Here is a 19,110-nt window from a genome sequence, read left to right on the forward strand (position 1 = left end):
TGCCTACGATTTTCAAAGCCGCGCTTTTCGGCGCTGTCACCCTTGGCCTTGCGGCCTGCCAGACCACAACCGACACGGAACGCGCCGTGTTGGGGGCGGCCATCGGCTGTGCCGCGGGTGAAATCATTGACGACGGCAAATGCGTCACCGGCGGCGCGCTTGGCGCGCTGGCGGGCGTGCTGGCCGACGACGCAGGCCTCATCCAATAAACTGACCAACACCAACGCGAAGGGTCGCCGGGGGTTCACCCCCGTGCGGCCTTTTTCGTGCCCGCACCCCCTGTCGGGCGCGGCCTCAAGACACAAAGGACCTAAGCGATGTTCGAAAAAATTCTGATTGCAAACCGGGGCGAGATTGCCTGCCGGGTGATCAAAACCGCGCAGAAGATGGGCATCAAGACGGTCGCGATCTACTCAGACGCCGACAAGGGCGCGCTGCACGTCGAAATGGCGGACGAGGCGGTGCACATCGGCCCGCCCCCCGCCAACCAATCCTATATCGTCATCGACAAGGTGATGGACGCCATCAAGCAATCGGGCGCGCAGGCGGTGCACCCGGGTTACGGGTTCCTGTCCGAGAACAGCAAGTTTGCAGAGGCCTTGGAGGCCGCAGGCGTGGCCTTCGTCGGCCCACCCGTGGGGGCGATCGAGAAGATGGGGGACAAGATCACCTCCAAGAAGATCGCCCAAGAGGCAGGTGTGAGCACCGTACCGGGCTACATGGGTTTGATCGAGGACGCCGAAGAGGCCGTGAAGATCTCGAACCAGATCGGCTATCCCGTGATGATCAAGGCGTCTGCGGGGGGCGGCGGCAAGGGCATGCGCATTGCGTGGAACGACGACGAGGGCCGCGAGGGGTTCCAGTCGTCGAAGAACGAGGCCGCCAACAGCTTTGGCGATGACCGGATTTTCATCGAGAAGTTCGTGACCCAGCCGCGCCACATCGAAATTCAGGTGCTGTGCGACAGCCACGGCAACGGGGTGTATCTGCACGAACGCGAATGTTCGATCCAGCGCCGCAACCAGAAGGTCGTGGAGGAGGCCCCGTCGCCCTTCCTCGACGAGGCCACCCGCAAAGCCATGGGAGAGCAATCCTTGGCGCTGGCCCACGCCGTGGGCTATGCGAGTGCCGGCACCGTGGAATTCATCGTGGACGGGGACCGCAACTTCTACTTCCTGGAGATGAACACCCGCCTGCAGGTGGAACACCCCGTGACCGAGCTGATCACCGGCGTGGACCTTGTGGAACAGATGATCCGGGTCGCCAATGGCGAAGAGCTGACGATCAAGCAGGAAGACCTTAAGATCAACGGCTGGGCCATCGAAAACCGCCTTTATGCCGAGGATCCCTATCGCGGCTTCCTGCCCTCCATCGGGCGTCTGACGCGCTACCGTCCCCCGGTCGAGGGGCCCTTGGGCGATGGCATCGTGCGCAACGACACGGGCGTGTTCGAAGGTGGCGAGATCTCCATGTATTACGATCCGATGATCGCCAAGCTGTGCACATGGGGGGAGACGCGAGAGACCGCGATTGAGACCATGCGCAACGCGCTGGACAGTTTCGAGGTGGAAGGGATCGGCCACAACCTGCCCTTCGTGGCCGCCGTGATGGACCACCCCAAGTTTACCAGCGGCGAAATGACCACCGCGTTTATCGAGGAAGAATACCCAGACGGATTTGAAGGCGTGACCCTGGACGAGGCCGCCCTGACCCGTGTGGCCGCCGCCTGTGCCGCCATGCACCGGGTGGCCGAAATCCGCCGCACCCGCGTGTCGGGCCGCATGGACAACCATGAACGGGTCGTCGGGGCCGATTGGGTCGTGAGTGCTCAAGGCACCCAGATGGCGGCGGTGATCGCTGCCGATAAATCCGGGGCAGATGTGACCATCGCGGGCGTCACCCACCGGGTCGAGAGCGACTGGACCCCCGGGGATCAACTGGCTCAGGTCACGATTGACGGCGCGTTGATGGTGCTGAAGGTTGGCAAGATCAGCCAAGGCTTCCGCATCCGGTTCCGTGGCGCCGACCTGAAGGTCCACGTGCGCAGCCCCCGTCAGGCCGAACTGGCCGCCCTAATGCCCGAAAAACTGCCGCCCGATACCTCCAAGATGCTGCTGTGCCCCATGCCGGGTCTGGTGGTGAAGCTGGACGTGGCCGTGGGCGATCACGTGCAGGAAGGTCAGGCCCTTTGCACGGTCGAGGCGATGAAGATGGAAAACATCCTGCGCGCCGAAAAGACCGGTGTGGTGTCCAAGATCAACGCGGGCGCGGGCGACAGTCTGGCCGTGGACGATGTAATCATGGAGTTCGAGTGAGCCTATGATCGACCTTGGCGCCCTTGGCATTGTCGGCTCCATCGTGTTGCTCGCTTGTGCGGGTGGCGCGGTGGTGCTGGCGCTCTATGCTGGGCGCGACGCGGCGACGTCGCGCGGGGTGATCCTGTCGTTTTTGTTCCGCATTGCCCTTCCGGTGATGCTGATCCTCGGGATGCCGCTGTTTGTGCTGTCGCAAGTGACCACCTTGGACGGACGGGTCTTGCAGGCTTTGATAGCCGGGGTTGTGATCGCAGCGGGCTGGCTCACATCTGCGGTCTTTACCGAAATTCGGCGATCCCGCGAAAAGGCAGAGAAGCTGCGCGATTATCACAAAGCGCTCTTTGCAGAGATAGGCGATACGCTCTCGGCCTATTACCTGGATGGCAAGGCGGACGACTATGGGCGCGACTTGCTAACGCGGATGCAGGCGGACGCAGATTTCGTGCCCTTTATACCACGTGAAACCCATGACCGGGTGTATGCCGCCCTTTTGGAAGAGATCGAAGTGCTGCCCCGAGTGACCATTGACCACGTCGTGGCGTTCTACAGCCTTGTGGCGACGATTTCAGCGCTGGCTGAGGACATGCGTTCAGAACGGTTTATGGCGCTGGAGCAACCCCGCCGGATCGCGATTTACACAGACTACCTTGCCCTGCGCCGGAACGCCTGGACATTGGGCACGCGCACTTTGCATCTGATTTCAATTTTCGCAGAGAAGGGATCAGAGGCGGCGGCGGATTTCGTCGCCCGTGCCGTAGCCGTCGTCAGTAACCCGGACGTGGACCTGTCCCACCGGTCAGCGGGATCGGAGTAAGGGGAATGTCAGTCTGCCGTTCCATATCCGTTCCTTTCAATTTGCTGTCCACAGTAAGTGCACAAATCGGTGAAAAACACAAGGCCGGTCCTTACCGCCGCTCGCGGATCTCGCGCTCGCGGATCGGCATTTTGTCGATGCTGCGCGACAACTCGCGCACGTCCCAAGGGAAGGGTTTGCGCAGCTTGACCTGTCCGTCCTTGCCGATCAGCGTCAGCATGAAGGACCGGGGGCGCAGCTGTGTGCGCAGGTCGCTGGGGCTGTCGGGGTCGGTGTCGGTGATGATGACCACGTCGCGTTCAATCAGGCGGTCAATCTCTGCCAGCAGCAGGGCCATCTGTTCGGCAAAAACCGGGTCTTGCGGGGCCTCGCCAAAGACGACGACGGGCCGCGCGATCCACTTGAAGTCCGCGATGTCCACATCCTGCGCCTCCAGCACGATTGTCGGATCGTCCTGCCATTGCATCACGGGCGTCAGCCCTTCGGCATGGGCCCCTGTGGCGGTCAGCAGGGCAAGAGACATGAGTAAACGGCGCATTGGGGCCTCGTGTTCGGTTCCGGTCCTACCAGATATAGGCGCGTGCAGCGCCGGGGCGAAGGTTTGTGCCCAAATTTTTACCAATTCGCGGTGGGTTGGCCCATTGCACGACGAAAGGATGATCCCATGACAGATCGCACCAAGCTTTGGGCAGAACTGGCCGAGAAGGAGCTGCGCGGCAAACCGCTGGACGCGCTGACGTGGGACACGTTGGAGGGGATCGCGGTCAAGCCGCTGTACACCGCCGCTGATGTCGCCGGGCTGGATCTGGATCAGGTGCCCGGGGAGGCGCCCTATATGCGCGGCGTGAAGGCCACGATGTACGCCGGCCGCCCCTGGACGATCCGGCAGTATGCGGGGTTCTCGACAGCCGAAGAGTCAAACGCGTTCTACCGCAAGGCACTGGCCGCCGGGCAGCAGGGGGTCAGCGTCGCTTTCGACCTGGCCACCCACCGCGGCTATGACAGCGACCACCCCCGGGTGGTGGGCGATGTGGGCAAGGCCGGTGTGGCCATCGACAGCGTCGAGGACATGAAAATTCTGTTCGACGGCATCCCGCTGGACAAGGTCAGCGTGTCCATGACCATGAACGGCGCGGTGATCCCGATCCTTGCGAATTTCATCGTCACCGGGGAAGAGCAGGGACATGATCGTAGTGTGCTTGCCGGCACCATCCAGAACGACATCCTGAAGGAGTTCATGGTCCGTAACACCTACATTTACCCGCCAGAGCCTTCGATGCGGATCATTGCGGATATCATCGAATTCACCAGCAACGAGATGCCCAAGTTCAACTCGATCTCTATCTCCGGCTATCACATGCAGGAGGCGGGCGCGAACCTTGTGCAAGAGCTGGCGTTTACGCTGGCGGACGGGCGCGAATACGTGCGTACGGCCATTGCGGCGGGCATGGACGTGGACAAGTTCGCGGGCCGGTTGTCGTTCTTTTTCGCCATCGGCATGAACTTCTTTATGGAGGCCGCCAAGCTGCGCGCCGCCCGCCTGCTGTGGCACCGGGTCATGGCGGAGTTTGAACCCAAGAACCCCAAGTCCAGCATGCTGCGCACCCACTGCCAGACCAGTGGTGTGTCCTTGCAGGAACAGGACCCCTACAACAACGTCGTGCGCACCGCCTACGAGGCGATGTCGGCGGTGCTGGGCGGCACGCAGTCCCTGCACACCAACGCCCTGGACGAGGCGATTGCCCTGCCCACGGAATTCAGCGCGCGCATTGCCCGCAACACCCAGTTGATCCTGCAAGAAGAGACGGGCGTGACCAACGTGGTCGATCCCCTGGCGGGCAGCTACTACGTGGAAAGCCTGACCAATGAGCTGGCCGAACAGGCTTGGGCCCTGATGGAAGAGGTCGAGCAGCTGGGCGGTATGACGGCAGCCGTGAACTCGGGCATGCCCAAGCTGCGGATCGAGGAAAGCGCGGCCAAGCGCCAGGCGGCCATCGACCGGGCCGAGGATGTGGTCGTCGGCGTCAACAAGTACCGTCTGGCCGAAGAGGCCGAGATCGACATTCTGGATATCGACAACGATGCCGTGCGCGAGGCGCAGGTCGCGCGGCTGGCCCGCACCCGTGCGGCCCGCGACGAGGCAGCGGCCACAGCCGCGCTGGAGGAATTGACCCGCCGCGCCGAACATGGCGGCAACCTGTTGGAGGCCGCCGTCGAGGCCGCCCGCGCCCGCGCCACTGTAGGAGAGATCAGCATGGCCATGGAAAAGATTTTCGGACGTCACCGGGCCGAGGTGAAGACCCTCGCCGGGGTCTACGGCGCGGCCTACGAGGGGGACGAAGGTTTTGCCGCGATCCAGAAATCCGTGGAGGCCTTTGCCGAGGAAGAAGGCCGCCGTCCGCGCATGCTGGTGGTCAAGATGGGCCAGGACGGCCACGACCGCGGCGCCAAGGTGATTGCCACGGCCTTTGCGGACATCGGGTTCGACGTGGATGTGGGGCCCTTGTTCCAGACCCCAGAGGAAGCCGCCCAAGACGCCATCGACAACGATGTGCATGTGGTCGGGATTTCAAGTCAGGCCGCAGGTCACAAGACCCTTGCGCCCAAGCTGATCGAGGCCCTGCGGGCACAGGGTGCGGGGGAAATTCTGGTGATCTGTGGCGGTGTGATCCCGCAACAGGACTACGAGTTCCTGAAAGAGGCCGGTGTGAAGGCGATCTTTGGCCCCGGCACCAATATCCCCGAAGCGGCCGAGGATATCCTGCGCCTGATCAAGGCCGCCCGGGCCTGAGGTGTTGCGCTGCGGGCGTGGCCCGCATCGCCACGCTGGGGGAGGCGCTGCCTCCCCCAGACCCCCACCGGGGTATTTGTGACCCAATGAAGCAAGGGGCCGGTTGAAGGTGGGGCCGGTTTGCGCCATGTCCTGAGACAGGAGGGCGCGCCATGGCATTACCGGCAAAGCAGCAATTGACCTATTGGGGGATCGTAACGGCGGTCTTCCTTGTGTTGTTCTGGTGGCTTGGGGACGTCTTGTTGCCCTTTGTCGTGGGCGGGGCGATTGCCTATGGGTTGGACCCCCTTGCGGACAGATTGGAGAGGCGCGGATTGGGGCGCGCGGCGGCCACGACGGTGATCATGCTGTTCGCTTTGTTGGTGATCCTGCTGGCCTTGGTCCTTGTGATCCCTTTGTTGATCGAGCAGACCGCCGCCCTTGTTCGTTTCGCGCCGGAATTGTTTGGCCAGTTGCGTGACGCGTTGACGACGCGGTTCCCGGCGATCCTCGACGAAGGGTCGACCCTTGCGCAGTCCCTGGCCTCGATCGGGGAATTGATCCAGTCCCGGGGCGGGGAGTTGTTCCAGCAGGTCGTGAACTCTGTTGCGGGGGTGGTGAACGCCGTGGTGTTCATTGTCGTGGTGCCCGTGGTGGCGTTTTACATGCTGTTGGACTGGGACAACATGGTCGCGCGGGTGGACGACTTGCTGCCGCGGGACCATGTGGCCACCATCCGCAAACTGGCCCGGGAGGTGGACGAAACGCTGGCGTCTTTCGTGCGCGGTCAACTGACGGTGTGCGGGATTTTGGGGACATTCTATGCCGTGGCCCTGATGACCGTCGGTTTGCAGTTTGGCGTCGTGGTTGGCGCGATTGCAGGGCTGATTTCCTTTATCCCCTACATCGGCGCGCTGATTGGCGGGGCGCTGGCCCTTGGCTTGGCGCTGTTCCAGTTCTGGGGCGATCCCATCTGGATTGCGGCGGTCGCGGCGATTTTCATGGCGGGCCAAGCGTTGGAGGGGAACTTTCTGACGCCCAAGCTGGTGGGCGGGTCCGTGGGCCTGCACCCGGTGTGGCTGTTGCTGGCCCTGTCGGCCTTTGGCGCGGTGTTCGGGTTCGTGGGCATGCTGATCGCCGTGCCGGTGTCGGCCATGATCGGGGTGCTGATCCGGTTCTTTGTAGGCGAGTACAAGGACAGCCGCCTGTACCGCGGCCTTGATACACCGGATCGCGACGACCCATGACCGACGCGCAATTGCCCCTGCCGCTGCCGGGACGCGAGGCCCGGGGGCGCGCTGACCTGTTCGTGTGCCACGTCAATATGATGGCCCTGCGTATGGTGGACCTGTGGCCCGATTGGCCGGACGGGCGGCTGGTGCTGACGGGTCCACGCGGGTCGGGCAAGTCGCACATGGTGGCGGTTTGGGCGGCGGAGCATGGCGGGCGCGTGATCGCGGCCCGGGACCTGACCGAGGCGCGCGTGCCCGATCTGGCCAGCGGGCCAGTTGCGGTCGAGGATGTGGACCAAGGCGTGGACGAGGCGGCCCTGTTTCATCTGTACAACCTGTCGCGCGCCCAAGGGCACACCCTGTTGCTGACCGCGCGCACGACACCGGGGGCGTGGCCCCTGACCCTGCCGGATTTGGCGTCGCGGGTGCAATCCATGACCGTGGCGCAGATTGACCCGCCGGACGACGCCATGCTGGGCGCGCTTCTGGTCAAGCTGCTGTCGGATCGACAGTTGCGGGTGCCGGGCAATGTGGTGCAGTTTCTGGTGCCTCGGATGGAGCGCAGCTATGCCGCGACCCAGACCCTTGTGGCCCGCCTCGATGCCGCCGCGCTGGCGCAGGCGCGGGAGATCACCCTTGGCCTTGCGCGGGAGGTTCTGGACTCTGCCGCGCCCTCTGCCTAGGGTCGGGGCTCGCAATAAATGTGTAACAAAAGGCGGCTAGTACCGCGCCATGACTGATCCCATTGTCCCCGCCTGTGATTTCCTGAATGCCCCCCTGCCAGCGCCGGTGGAGCTGGACGCGGCGCGTGTGACCGGGCCGGGGCGGTTCTTCAATCGTGAACTGTCCTGGCTGGCGTTCAACTGGCGCGTCCTGGAGGAGGCGGCGAACCCGCGCGTGCCCTTGCTGGAACGCCTGCGGTTCCTGTCGATCTCGGCTGCGAACCTGGACGAATTCTACACCGTGCGCGCGGCGGGCCTGCGGGAATTGGCGCGGGCGGGCAGCACCTCGCCCAGCCCGGACGGGCGCACGCCCGCCGAACAATTGCGCCTGATCGACGAGAACGCGCGGCGCTTGCTGGCGGTGCAGCAATCCACGTGGATCGGCCTGCGGCGCTTGCTGGAGGATGCGGGCATCGTGCTGGAAACCCGTGACACGATGACCGACGCGGACCGGACCTTTGTGGATGACTACTTTTTGCGCGCGGTCTTTCCGGTCCTGTCGCCCCTGGCCATTGACCCCGCGCACCCGTTCCCCTTCATCCCGAACGAGGGGTTCAGCCTTGCGGTGACGATGGAACGGCCCACGGACAAACGCAAGTTGCAGGCGCTGCTGCCGATCCCGCAACAAATCGAACGGTTCGTGCGCTTGCCCGACAGGGATGGCAACGTGCGGTTCCTGCCTATGGAGGAGTTGCTGCTGGATCAGATCGACGCCCTGTTCCCGGGTTATGCCCTGAAGGGCGACTGCGCGTTCCGGGTCCTGCGCGACAGTGATCTGGAGGTCGAGGAAGAGGCAGAGGATCTGGTCCGCGAATTCGAGACCGCCCTGAAACGCCGCCGCCGGGGCGAGGTGGTGCGCATGAAGATCACCGCCGGTGCCCCCGAGGCCCTGCGCCGCGAGATCATCGAAGAGCTGCGCGTGCAAGGCGACGAGATCATCGAGATCGAGGGGCTGATTGGCCTTGCCAGCCTCAAGGAGTTGGTGCTCGACGACCGTCCCGACCTGCTGTGGCCGCACTTCACCCCGCGTGTGCCGGAACGGGTGCAGGATCATGACGGCGATATGTTTGCGGCGATCCGGCAAAAGGACATGCTGCTGCACCACCCCTACGAGACCTTTGATATGGTGATCCGGTTCCTGCATCAGGCGGCCCGGGACCCCAACGTGGTGGCGATCAAGCAGACGCTGTATCGGACGTCGCGCAACTCTCCGATTGTCGAGGCGCTGTGCGAGGCCGCCGAGATGGGCAAATCCGTCACCGCATTGGTCGAGTTGAAGGCGCGCTTTGACGAGGCGGCCAACATCCGCCAATCGCGCCGTCTGGAACGGGCAGGGGCCCATGTGGTCTACGGCTTTATCAACTACAAGACCCATGCCAAGATCAGCACCGTTGTCCGGCGCGAGGGGGGCCGTCTGGTCACCTATACCCACTACGGCACCGGCAACTACCACCCGATCACGGCGCGGGTCTACACGGACCTGTCCTTCTTTACCTGCGACGAAAAACTGGGCCGCGACGCCACCAAGGTGTTCAACTACATCACCGGCTATGCCCAGCCCGAGGGGTTGGAAAACCTGTCCATCGCGCCCCTGAACATGAAAGAGACCCTGCTGGAGCGTATCCGGGCCGAGGTGGACCATGCCAAGGCGGGCAAGCCTGCGGTGATCTGGGCCAAGATGAACTCTCTGATCGAGCCAGACATCATCGACGCGCTTTACATTGCGTCCCAGGCCGGGGTCCGGATTGATCTGGTGGTGCGCGGCATCTGCGGGCTGCGTCCGGGGGTGGTGGGGTTGTCGGAAAACATCCGGGTCAAATCCGTGGTGGGCCGGTTTCTGGAACACTCGCGCATCGTGTGTTTCGGCAATGGCCACGGCTTGCCCGCCAAAAAGGCGCGGGTCTACATCAGCAGCGCCGACTGGATGGGCCGCAACCTGAACCGCCGGGTCGAAACCCTGATCGAAATCAAGAACGCCACGGTCAAGGCCCAGATCGTCAGCCAGATCATGGCCGCCAACCTGGCGGATGTGGCGCAATCGTGGACCTTGGGGCCAGAAGGGGCCTTTACCCGCCCCGATCTATCCACCATCGAAAACCCGTTTTCGTGCCACCGCTTCTTTATGGAAAATCCGTCCCTGTCCGGGCGCGGATCGGCGGGGGCCAAGGACGTGCCGGAATTGGCCCATACGTCCGATTGACCCCACGGGTGCGCCCGTTGCAGGGTGGCGTGACGCAGCCACGAAAGACCCATGGACCAAATCGCCCCCCCTTGACGATCTGACCGAACCCTTTGGCGCGCCGTTGTTCAACGACCCCAAGGCGCGGGCCCTGTCCCGGGTGGGGGTGATTGATGTCGGGTCCAACTCTGTCCGCTTGGTGGTGTTCGACGGGGCCGCCCGGTCGCCCGCCTATTTCTACAACGAGAAAATCCTGTGCGGTCTGGGTGCTGGACTGGGCGAGACCGGCCGCCTGAACCCCGAGGGGCGCGCCCGCGCCCTGTCTGCCATCCGCCGCTTTGCCGTGATTGCCGAAACCATGGGCGTATCGCCCCTGTCCGCCGTAGCCACGGCGGCTGTGCGCGAGGCTGAGGACGGCGCCGATTTCGTGGCGGAGGTGCTGGCGCAAACCGGCCTTAGGGTCTGGGTGATCGAGGGCCATATGGAGGCGCGCTTTTCCGCCCAGGGGGTCCTCTTGGGCTGGCCTCAGGCGGACGGTTTGATGTGCGATATCGGCGGCTCCAGCATGGAGCTGGCCGAGATGACCCATGGCCACGTGGGCGCGTGCCTCTCTGCCCGCCTTGGGCCGTTGAAGCTGGCCAGCGTCAAGGGCGGTCGCAAGGCCCGCAAGGCCGAGATCGACAAGACCCTGACCAAGATGCGCGACGCCCTGTCCGGGGATTACAAACGTCTGTACCTTGTGGGCGGCTCCTGGCGGGCGATTGCGCGGATCGACATGGAACGGCGCGGCTATCCCCTGCGGGTGCTGCACGAATACACCATGCGGCCCAAGGATATCCGGGCGACGGCCAAATACATCGCCCGGCAGGACTTCGAAGATTTGCGGAACCGCACGGGCACGTCGGCCGCGCGGATGGCACTGGTGCCCATCGCCTGCGAGGTTCTGGCCCGCCTGTTGCACCACTTTGGCCCCACCGATGTGGCGATTTCCAGCTATGGGATTCGCGAGGGGTTGCTGTACCAACAGATGCCCGACGCCCTGCGCAAACGTGATCCGTTGATCGAGGCCGCCCGCTTTGCCGAAGATAAAGACGCGCGTCTGCCCGGTTTCGGCAAGGCCCTGTTCAAGTTCATCGAGCCGCTGTTTCCACGGGTCAAGGCGGACCGGATGCGCCTGATCAAAGCCGCTTGCCTGTTGCACGATGTCAGCTGGCGTGCGCACCCGGACTACCGCGCCGAGATCTGTTTCGACAATGCCACCCGCGCCAACCTTGGGGGCCTGTCCCATGGGGAACGTGTGTACCTTGGGCTGGCCCTGATGCACCGCTACCGCAACAAGCGCGAGAACACGCGGTTCGACCAGTTGGCCCCCTTGCTGGGCGCGGCCGACACCACCGAGGCCGAGGTCTTGGGCAAGGCCATGCGGTTCGGCGCGATGTTCGCGGCACTGGACACGGACCTGATGGCCAAGATGAAGTGGCACCCCAAGAAACGCCTGCTGCGCCTGACCCTGCCGCGTGGCAACGGCGAGGCATTGTTTGGCGAGGTGGCCGAGGCGCGTTTCGCCTCGCTGGCCAGTGCGCTGGACGCCCAGACCGAGGTGCGCGTCGCCCGGGGGTAGGGCGCAGATTGGCCCGACCTGCGTGCCGGGATCGCTTGCCCCACCGCGCGCCCCCGGCTAAGGCTGGCGCAACAGTTTTTGCCGGAGACCCCGCCATGCGCCTCAGCCGCTATTTCCTGCCCGTTCTCAAAGAAACCCCCGCCGAGGCGCAGATCGTGTCCCACCGCTACATGCTGCGCGCGGGCATGATCAAACAATCCGCCTCCGGCATCTATTCGTGGCTGCCCTTGGGCTACAAGGTCCTGAAACGGATCGAACAGATCGTGCACGAGGAACAGGAACGCGCGGGCCACCACGCCATGCTGATGCCCACGATCCAATCCGCCGATCTGTGGCGCGAATCCGGGCGCTACGACGCCTTTGGGGACGAGATGCTGCGCATCACCGACCGCCACGGGCGCGAGATGCTGTTCACCCCCACCGCCGAGGAACTGATCACCGACATCTTCCGGTCCAACGTCTCCAGCTACAAGGATCTGCCCCTGACGATGTATCAGATCCAGTGGAAATTCCGCGACGAGGTGCGCCCCCGCTTTGGCGTCATGCGCGGACGGGAATTCTACATGAAGGACGGGTACAACTTTGACCTGACCAAGGAAGACGCCTTGCACGCCTACAACCGGCATCTTGTCAGCTACCTGCGCACCTACGAACGCATGGGCCTGCAAGCGATCCCCATGCGCGCGGACAGCGGGGCCATGGGCGGGGACGACACTCACGAGTTTCTGGTGCTGGCCGACACCGGCGAGTCAGAGGTGTTCTACGACAGCGCCGTGACCGACCTGACCTTTGGCGACCGCGAGATTGACTACACCAGCCGCGAGGACTGCGCTGGCGTAATGCGCGAATTTACCGAGCTTTACGCCCGCACGGACGAAACTCACGACCCCGCCCTGTTCGACGCCGTCCCGGAGGATCGTCGCCGGGTCGCGCGCGGGATCGAGGTGGGGCAGATCTTCTACTTCGGCACCAAGTATTCAGAGGCCATGGGCGCAACCGTTCAAGGCCCCGACGGTAAACCCGTGCCCGTGCACATGGGGTCCCACGGCATTGGCGTGTCCCGCCTGCTGGGCGCCATCATCGAGGCCAGCCACGACGACAAGGGCATCATCTGGCCCGAGGGCGTGACCCCCTTCCACTGTGGGATTGTGAACCTGAAACAGGGCGACCCAGCAGCAGACGCGGCCTGCGAGGGGCTGGAGAAAGCCCTTGAGGCCGCGGGCCTGGAGGTGCTGTACGACGACACCAAGGAACGGGCCGGGGGCAAGTTTGCCACCATGGACCTGATCGGCCTGCCGTGGCGGATCACCGTTGGCCCGCGCGGGTTGAAGAACGGTGTGGTAGAACTCACCAGCCGCCGCACGGGCGACAGCGAAGAAATGTCGCCAGAGGCCGCCGTGGCCCGGATCGTCGAGATTTACGCAGGTGTCTGAATGATCGGGCGTGCGCGCAGGCTTCGGTAAGTGGCCTGCGCCGCGACGACCCTCAGCGCGCCGCCGCAGCCTCGATCGCGGGGCGCAGGCGGGTTTCGATCACGTCGTTGGTGATGGGACCGGCAAAGCGCAGCATGATCGTGCCGTCGCCTGCGACCACGAAGGTCTCTGGCACGCCGTACAGACCCCAGTTGATGGCCATGCGGCCCCGGTCGTCGGTCACGATGCCCGCAAAGGGATCGCCCAGTTCCGCCAGAAAGGCCAAACCGTCCGGCGTCTTGTCTTTGTAGTTCACACCGTAGACCGGCATTTCTTGGGCCAGCGCCTCCAGCTGGGGATGCTCTGCCCGGCAGGGCACGCACCAACTGGCCCAGAAGTTCACCAGCTTGACCTCGCCGTCGCGCAGGGTTTCGGCGGTAAAGACCTCCTTGCCCGGCAGCGCGCCCTCGGCCACCGGGGGGGCCATCTGCCCCTCCAGGGTGCTGGGGATCGCATCGGGGTCGTCGCGGAACAACCCGGGCAACAGCAGCGCGCCCACAAGGGCCGCAAACATCGCAACCGGGATCATGGTGATCCAGTTGACGGCTGATTTTTTCGGGGGCGTTTGGGGTGCGGGGTCGGGCGATTTATCTTGGGGCATCTTTTTTCGCGGCGTCCTCTTCGCGCTTCAGGCGCGCTTTGATCTTGCGGGACTGCCATAGGCTTTGACCGACCAACAACACCAGTAACAAAATCGAGATCCCGTAGGCGAGGCCGACTTCGGTCGCGTATTTTCCAAGATCGGGCATCATTGGGCTGCCATCGCGCGGGCGTCGAGGGCGGCAAGGCGGCGGCGGCGGATCTCCATCCGGGTGCGCACCAGCACCAGCGTGATGAACAGACAGCCGAAGCCCGCCATGGATATCACCGCCGGATACCAGAAGACATCCGCGATGTTCTGTTCCTTATCCACCGAAAAGGTCGCGCCCTGGTGTAGGCCCTGGTTCCAGAAGATCGCGGCATAGCGCGACAGTAGGGCAAAGACCGACCCCACAAGGCACATCACGGCCGTCAGGTCGGCGGCGGTGTCCGGGGTTTCGATTGCTTCCCACAGGGCGATGTAGCCCAGGTAGAACAGGAACAGGATCAGAAAGGACGTCAGGCGCGGGTCCCATTCCCAATAGGTGCCCCACATGGGCTTGCCCCAGATCGCGCCTGTGACCAGTGCAATCAGGGTCATAACCAGTCCGATGGGGGCGGCGGCCCGCGCGGCAAGGGCGCTGACGTGGTGGCGGCGGATCACCCAGATCAGCGAACACACCAGCATCATCAGCCATGCGTTGATCGCCATCAGGGCCGAGGGCACGTGCAGGTAGATGATCTTGACCGTGGATCCCTGGCGGAAATCATCGGGCGTGAAGAAAAAGCCCCATGTCAGCCCAGTGACCACAAGGATCACCGACAGGACCGCGAAAGGCGGCAGCAACCACCCAGAGGTGGCCATGAACTTGCGCGGATTGGCGTATTCCCAGAAAGACATGGACGCAAAGTAGGGGCGCGGGCAGGCCGGTACAATACGCGATGCGCGGCGGGCCCTAGCGCAGATTGACGCGGAGGGCGGAGGCCGTGGCGAAGGGCAGCAGCGCAATGGTGCCCAGCGTGATCCCCGCAAGGGCGGCCAACGGGGTGGCGACGGCCTGCCCCTCGGCCCCGCGTTTGACGACCTCGGCCCCGAAAATGAGGGTGGGAATATACAGGGGCAGAACCAGCAGGGACATCAGCAGCCCGCCCCGTTTCAGACCTACGGTCAGGGCCGCGCCGAAGGTGCCCAGCCACGACAGGGCCGGGGTGCCGATGATCAGCGACAGCAACAGCCACGGCAGGGCCGCCGCGGGCAGGTGCAACAACAACCCCAAAACCGGAGAGATCGCCACAAGGGGCAGGCCGGTGGTGATCCAGTGGGCCAGGGCCTTGACCGTGGCGGCCCCTTCCAGGGGCAACGGAGAAGTGGCCAGCAGGTCGAGGGTGCCGTCCTCCCAATCCAGCGCGAACACCCGGTCCAGGGACAACAGGCACGCAAGAAGCGCGCCCAGCCACAGGATGCCCGGCGCGATCAGGGCAAGGGTGTCCGCATTGGGGCCGACGCCGAAGGGGGTCAGGACCACGACGATCAGAAAGAACGCAAGGCCCAGCCCAAAGCCGCCGCCTGCGCGCAGGGCAAGGGCCAGATCACGGCGCAACAGGGCGATCATTCGAACGCCTCCGCAAAGGGGTCGTCCGAGGTTTCCGTGGCTTGGGTGGCGCGGTAGGGGCCTACGTCGAAACTGCGCGCCCCCGGCAGGCCAAGGTCGATATGGGTGGCGATCAGGGCCGACCCGCCGCGCCCAAGGTGCGCGCGCACCGCATCGGCAAAGCGCGTGACGTTGCGGGTATCAAGGCTGACGGTGGGCTCATCCAGCACCCAGATGGGGCGGCCCGTGACCAATAGGCGGGCGAGCGACAGGCGGCGCTTTTGGCCCGCCGAAAGGGCTCCGGCACGGCGATCCAAGAGGGCTGACAGGTCGAAGGCCTCGACCGCCGCCTCTATCCCCGAGCTTTGAAAGACTTTCGACCAGAACATCAGGTTTTCGGCCACGGTGAGTTGCGATTTCAAACCATCCGCATGGGAGGCGTAGGCGATACTCTCTTCGGGCGCGTTCACCCCACCGCGCACGGGCGGGGTCAGCCCCGCAATGCAGCGCATGAGGGTGGTTTTGCCCGATCCGTTGGGGCCACGCAGGATCAGCGCCTCGCCGGCGGCGACGGTGAAGGTGACGCCTTGCAACACGGTGCTTTGGCCCCGGCGGCAGGCGAGATCTGTGACGGACCATTCCATGGCCCCTTGGTAGACGGGCGGGCATTGGGGGGAAGCCGAAAGGTGAAGGTGCGACGAAAACGGGGTGCCCCCTCCCTCGCGCGAACCTTTGGACACAGGTGCGGGGTTTGACCAAACGGAGCGGCTGCGCCGCACGCGATTTTTTGCGGTGCCCGTGGTGGGGGCGCGGCCTTTGATCGACGCTGCGCGGGCTGTGGCGGCGGGTTTGGGTACTTGGGACCCAATGAAGACCGGGGAAGGTGTGGCCGATTGTCCTTTCGTATACACTTGTATGCCGAAGGGCTTGATTGGTGCTGCGGCATTTGGCATTTGGGCGTCAGACTTCCCATTCCTTGAGTCTCGGAGACCGATCACCATGACCATCGTCGTTGGCAAAGATACCGCACAGACCCGCAAGACACTGACCGTCGGGTCGCAGTCTATTGATTACTATTCCATACCCGCCGCGCAGGCCGCTGGCCTTGGGGATTTCTCCAAGCTGCCCGCCGCGCTGAAAGTCGTGTTGGAAAACATGCTGCGGTTCGAGGATGACGGGCGCACGGTGTCCGTGGATGACATCAAGGCCTTTGCGGAATGGGGTGCCAAGGGCGGCAAGAACCCCCGCGAGATCGCCTATCGCCCGGCCCGCGTGTTGATGCAGGATTTCACCGGCGTGCCTGCCGTGGTGGATCTGGCCGCCATGCGCGACGGGATCAAGGCGCTGGGCGGCGACGCGCAGAAGATCAACCCCCTGAACCCGGTTGATCTGGTCATCGACCACTCGGTCATGATCGACGAGTTCGGTAACCCCCGCGCGTTCCAGATGAACGTGGACCGGGAGTACGAGCGCAACCTGGAGCGCTATACCTTCCTGAAATGGGGTCAAAAGGCATTCAACAACTTCCGCGTGGTGCCCCCCGGGACCGGGATCTGCCACCAGGTGAACCTCGAGTATCTGGCCCAAACCGTCTGGACCGACGAAGATCAGAACGGTGTGCAGGTGGCCTATCCCGACACATTGGTCGGCACCGACAGCCACACCACCATGGTCAACGGCATGGCCGTTCTGGGCTGGGGCGTGGGCGGCATCGAGGCCGAGGCCGCCATGCTGGGCCAGCCGATTTCCATGCTGATCCCCGAGGTTGTGGGCTTTGAGCTGACGGGCTCCATGATGGAAGGCACCACCGGCACGGACCTTGTGCTGAAAGTGGTCGAAATGCTGCGCGAGAAGGGCGTGGTGGGCAAATTCGTGGAATTCTACGGCGAAGGTCTGGACCGTCTGCCCCTGGCCGACCGTGCGACGATTGCGAACATGGCACCGGAATACGGCGCGACCTGTGGCTTCTTCCCCATCGACGACGAGACCCTGCGTTACCTGCGCACCACGGGCCGCGAAGAGGACCGGATCGCCCTGGTCGAGGCCTATGCCAAGGAAAACGGGTTCTGGCGCGACGCGGATTACGCCCCCGTCTACACCGACACCCTCAGCCTCGACATGGGCACGATCGTGCCTGCGATTTCCGGGCCCAAACGCCCGCAGGATTATGTCGCCCTCACGGACGCCAAGGCGGCCTTTGCCAAGGAGATGGCCGAGACCTTCAAACGTCCCATGGGCAAGGAAGTCGCGGTCAAAGGCGAAGACTACACCATGGAATCGGGCAAGGTGGTGATTGCTTCGATCACGTCTTGCACCAACACCTCCAACCCATATGTGATGATCGGCGCGGGTCTGGTGGCGCGCAAGGCCGCGGCCCTTGGCCTGAACCGCAAGCCTTGGGTGAAAACATCCCTGGCCCCCGGGTCCCAAGTGGTGTCGGAATACCTGGAGGCCGCGAACCTGCAGGAAGATTTCGACAAGCTGGGCTTCAACCTTGTGGGCTATGGCTGCACGACCTGCATCGGCAACTCTGGCCCGATCCAGCCCGAACTGTCCGAGGCCATTGCCGAGGGCGATCTGGTGGCCACGGCCGTGCTGTCGGGCAACCGCAACTTCGAGGGCCGGATCAGCCCGGACGTGCGCGCGAACTACCTGGCCTCGCCCCCGCTGGTCGTGGCCTATGCCATTGCGGGCACCATGGACATCAACCTGGCCACGGACCCCATCGCCCAGACCCCAGAGGGTAAGGACGTCTACCTGCGCGACATCTGGCCCACCACCCAAGAGGTGGCCGAACTGGTCGAACAGACCGTCACCCGCGAGGCGTTCCAGACCAAATACGCCGATGTGTTCAAGGGCGATGAGAAATGGCAATCCGTCGAGATCACGGATGCCGAGACCTATGACTGGCCCGCGGCCTCCACTTACGTGCAGAACCCGCCCTATTTCCAGGGCATGGGCATGGAGCCCGGCACCATCAGCAACATCGAAGGTGCCAAGGTGCTGGCCCTGCTGGGCGATATGATCACCACCGACCACATCAGCCCCGCCGGGTCCTTCAAGGAAAGCACGCCCGCCGGTCAGTACCTGTTGGAACGTCAGGTGCCTGTGCGCGAATTCAACAGCTACGGGTCGCGCCGCGGCAACCACCAGATCATGATGCGTGGCACATTCGCCAATATCCGCATCAAGAACGAGATGCTGGACGGGGTCGAGGGCGGCTATACCAAGGGACCCGATGGCGCGCAGGCGTCGATCTTTGACGCCTCCATGGCGTATCAGGAACAGGGCACGCCGCTGGTCATCTTCGGCGGGGAGCAATACGGGGCCGGGTCGTCGCGCGACTGGGCGGCCAAGGGCACGGCGCTGCTGGGCGTCAAGGCTGTGATTGCTGAATCCTTTGAACGCATCCACCGCTCCAACCTGGTGGGCATGGGCGTGATCCCGTTCGAATTCACCGGCGGTGACACCCGCAAGACCCTGGGTCTGACGGGCGATGAGACGGTGGCGATTTCCGGTCTGGATACGATCAAGCCCCTGCAAGAGGTGCCCTGCACGATCACCATGGCCGACGGCTCCGTCAAGCACATCATGCTGAAGTGCCGGATCGATACGGAGGTCGAGATCGAGTACATCGAGAACGGCGGCGTGCTGCATTATGTGCTGCGTAACCTTGCCTCTGAGGGCGCAGTCGCGGCTGAGTAAGCCCTGACTCACCGATCAAAGGCCCCTCGCGTTTTCCGACGCGGGGGGCTTTTGCGTTGGTGCGGCCTCGCGTCCCATGGGCGGTGCGGGGCGGGCGTGGTCAGGTTTG

Annotated in this window: 15 protein-coding genes; 9 read left to right on the forward strand and 6 right to left on the reverse strand. The window is 64.0% G+C overall.

What is annotated here, in order from left to right; translation table 11 throughout:
• The first annotated feature begins 317 nt into the window (after window positions 1-317).
• Together ACZ1G0_RS05320 and ACZ1G0_RS05325 are read left to right on the forward strand one after the other, a co-directional pair.
• Entirely contained in the window at window positions 318-2,315 is a 1,998-nt protein-coding gene (locus ACZ1G0_RS05320; RefSeq protein ID WP_472735994.1) for an acetyl-CoA carboxylase biotin carboxylase subunit, read from the forward strand.
• Between the two features lie 4 nt (window positions 2,316-2,319).
• On the forward strand, window positions 2,320-3,129 hold the full coding sequence (locus tag ACZ1G0_RS05325; protein ID WP_472735995.1) for a hypothetical protein: 810 nt from the start codon (window positions 2,320-2,322) through the stop codon (window positions 3,127-3,129).
• Window positions 3,130-3,220: 91 nt separating this feature from the next.
• Here the strand turns inward: ACZ1G0_RS05325 and ACZ1G0_RS05330 are convergent, their stop codons facing one another.
• Window positions 3,221-3,667 carry a DUF4174 domain-containing protein gene (locus tag ACZ1G0_RS05330; protein WP_472735996.1) on the reverse strand — a complete coding sequence of 149 codons (447 nt, stop codon included), beginning with the start codon at window positions 3,665-3,667 and terminating at the stop codon, window positions 3,221-3,223.
• A 126-nt stretch (window positions 3,668-3,793) separates the two neighbouring features.
• Here ACZ1G0_RS05330 and scpA point away from each other — a divergent pair, with 126 nt between their 5' ends.
• The 6 genes from scpA (at window position 3,794) to proS (ending at window position 13,086) form a co-directional block, all read left to right on the forward strand.
• The gene (gene scpA, locus ACZ1G0_RS05335) at window positions 3,794-5,920 is read left to right on the forward strand and encodes a methylmalonyl-CoA mutase (RefSeq protein ID WP_472735997.1); all 2,127 of its coding nucleotides are present in this window, start codon (window positions 3,794-3,796) and stop codon (window positions 5,918-5,920) included.
• A 152-nt stretch (window positions 5,921-6,072) separates the two neighbouring features.
• Window positions 6,073-7,146: an AI-2E family transporter gene (locus tag ACZ1G0_RS05340; protein WP_472735998.1), complete on the forward strand. Its 1,074-nt coding sequence runs from the start codon at window positions 6,073-6,075 to the stop codon at window positions 7,144-7,146.
• Window positions 7,143-7,814: an HdaA/DnaA family protein gene (locus ACZ1G0_RS05345; RefSeq protein ID WP_472735999.1), complete on the forward strand. Its 672-nt coding sequence runs from the start codon at window positions 7,143-7,145 to the stop codon at window positions 7,812-7,814. The genes ACZ1G0_RS05340 and ACZ1G0_RS05345 overlap by 4 nt, the downstream gene beginning before the upstream one ends.
• A gap of 49 nt (window positions 7,815-7,863) precedes the next feature.
• A complete protein-coding gene (locus tag ACZ1G0_RS05350; protein ID WP_472736000.1) occupies window positions 7,864-10,053 on the forward strand; it encodes an RNA degradosome polyphosphate kinase in 2,190 nt (729 codons plus the stop codon).
• 103 nt (window positions 10,054-10,156) lie between these two features.
• Entirely contained in the window at window positions 10,157-11,653 is a 1,497-nt protein-coding gene (locus ACZ1G0_RS05355) for a Ppx/GppA phosphatase family protein (protein ID WP_472736001.1), read from the forward strand.
• 95 nt (window positions 11,654-11,748) lie between these two features.
• Window positions 11,749-13,086 carry a proline--tRNA ligase gene (gene proS, locus ACZ1G0_RS05360; protein WP_472736002.1) on the forward strand — a complete coding sequence of 446 codons (1,338 nt, stop codon included), beginning with the start codon at window positions 11,749-11,751 and terminating at the stop codon, window positions 13,084-13,086.
• Between the two features lie 52 nt (window positions 13,087-13,138).
• Here the strand turns inward: proS and ACZ1G0_RS05365 are convergent, their stop codons facing one another.
• The 5 genes from ACZ1G0_RS05365 to ccmA are packed head-to-tail and all read right to left on the reverse strand — an operon-like array spanning window position 13,139 to window position 15,940.
• The gene (locus ACZ1G0_RS05365; RefSeq protein ID WP_472737770.1) at window positions 13,139-13,654 is read right to left on the reverse strand and encodes a DsbE family thiol:disulfide interchange protein; all 516 of its coding nucleotides are present in this window, start codon (window positions 13,652-13,654) and stop codon (window positions 13,139-13,141) included.
• A gap of 58 nt (window positions 13,655-13,712) precedes the next feature.
• Window positions 13,713-13,877, reverse strand: coding sequence for a heme exporter protein CcmD (gene ccmD, locus ACZ1G0_RS05370; protein WP_472736003.1), 165 nt, complete (start codon window positions 13,875-13,877; stop codon window positions 13,713-13,715).
• Window positions 13,874-14,605 carry a heme ABC transporter permease gene (locus ACZ1G0_RS05375; RefSeq protein ID WP_472736004.1) on the reverse strand — a complete coding sequence of 244 codons (732 nt, stop codon included), beginning with the start codon at window positions 14,603-14,605 and terminating at the stop codon, window positions 13,874-13,876. The genes ccmD and ACZ1G0_RS05375 overlap by 4 nt, the downstream gene beginning before the upstream one ends.
• A gap of 55 nt (window positions 14,606-14,660) precedes the next feature.
• A complete protein-coding gene (ccmB, locus tag ACZ1G0_RS05380) occupies window positions 14,661-15,317 on the reverse strand; it encodes a heme exporter protein CcmB (RefSeq protein WP_472736005.1) in 657 nt (218 codons plus the stop codon).
• Window positions 15,314-15,940 (reverse strand): heme ABC exporter ATP-binding protein CcmA, encoded by a 627-nt coding sequence (gene ccmA / locus ACZ1G0_RS05385; protein WP_472736006.1) that lies wholly within the window; start codon window positions 15,938-15,940, stop codon window positions 15,314-15,316. The genes ccmB and ccmA overlap by 4 nt, the downstream gene beginning before the upstream one ends.
• A 355-nt stretch (window positions 15,941-16,295) precedes the next feature.
• Here ccmA and acnA point away from each other — a divergent pair, with 355 nt between their 5' ends.
• Window positions 16,296-19,001, forward strand: coding sequence for an aconitate hydratase AcnA (gene acnA, locus ACZ1G0_RS05390; RefSeq protein ID WP_472736007.1), 2,706 nt, complete (start codon window positions 16,296-16,298; stop codon window positions 18,999-19,001).
• The last annotated feature ends 109 nt before the right edge of the window (window positions 19,002-19,110 follow it).

The organism is Thalassobacter sp. HA4-2 (assembly GCF_055693705.1).

Excerpts from the sequence above, each read along its gene's own strand:
- ACZ1G0_RS05330 (WP_472735996.1), bottom strand. The coding sequence starts at position 3,667 with ATGCGCCGTTTACTCATGTCTCTTGCCCTGCTGACCGCCACAGGGGCC.
- proS (WP_472736002.1), top strand. The coding sequence starts at position 11,749 with ATGCGCCTCAGCCGCTATTTCCTGCCCGTTCTCAAAGAAACCCCCGCC.
- ACZ1G0_RS05375 (WP_472736004.1), bottom strand. The coding sequence starts at position 14,605 with ATGTCTTTCTGGGAATACGCCAATCCGCGCAAGTTCATGGCCACCTCT.
- ACZ1G0_RS05340 (WP_472735998.1), top strand. The coding sequence starts at position 6,073 with ATGGCATTACCGGCAAAGCAGCAATTGACCTATTGGGGGATCGTAACG.
- ACZ1G0_RS05325 (WP_472735995.1), top strand. The coding sequence starts at position 2,320 with ATGATCGACCTTGGCGCCCTTGGCATTGTCGGCTCCATCGTGTTGCTC.
- ccmB (WP_472736005.1), bottom strand. The coding sequence starts at position 15,317 with ATGATCGCCCTGTTGCGCCGTGATCTGGCCCTTGCCCTGCGCGCAGGC.
- ccmA (WP_472736006.1), bottom strand. The coding sequence starts at position 15,940 with ATGGAATGGTCCGTCACAGATCTCGCCTGCCGCCGGGGCCAAAGCACC.
- acnA (WP_472736007.1), top strand. The coding sequence starts at position 16,296 with ATGACCATCGTCGTTGGCAAAGATACCGCACAGACCCGCAAGACACTG.
- ccmD (WP_472736003.1), bottom strand. The coding sequence starts at position 13,877 with ATGATGCCCGATCTTGGAAAATACGCGACCGAAGTCGGCCTCGCCTAC.
- scpA (WP_472735997.1), top strand. The coding sequence starts at position 3,794 with ATGACAGATCGCACCAAGCTTTGGGCAGAACTGGCCGAGAAGGAGCTG.
- ACZ1G0_RS05365 (WP_472737770.1), bottom strand. The coding sequence starts at position 13,654 with ATGATCCCGGTTGCGATGTTTGCGGCCCTTGTGGGCGCGCTGCTGTTG.
- ACZ1G0_RS05345 (WP_472735999.1), top strand. The coding sequence starts at position 7,143 with ATGACCGACGCGCAATTGCCCCTGCCGCTGCCGGGACGCGAGGCCCGG.
- ACZ1G0_RS05320 (WP_472735994.1), top strand. The coding sequence starts at position 318 with ATGTTCGAAAAAATTCTGATTGCAAACCGGGGCGAGATTGCCTGCCGG.
- ACZ1G0_RS05350 (WP_472736000.1), top strand. The coding sequence starts at position 7,864 with ATGACTGATCCCATTGTCCCCGCCTGTGATTTCCTGAATGCCCCCCTG.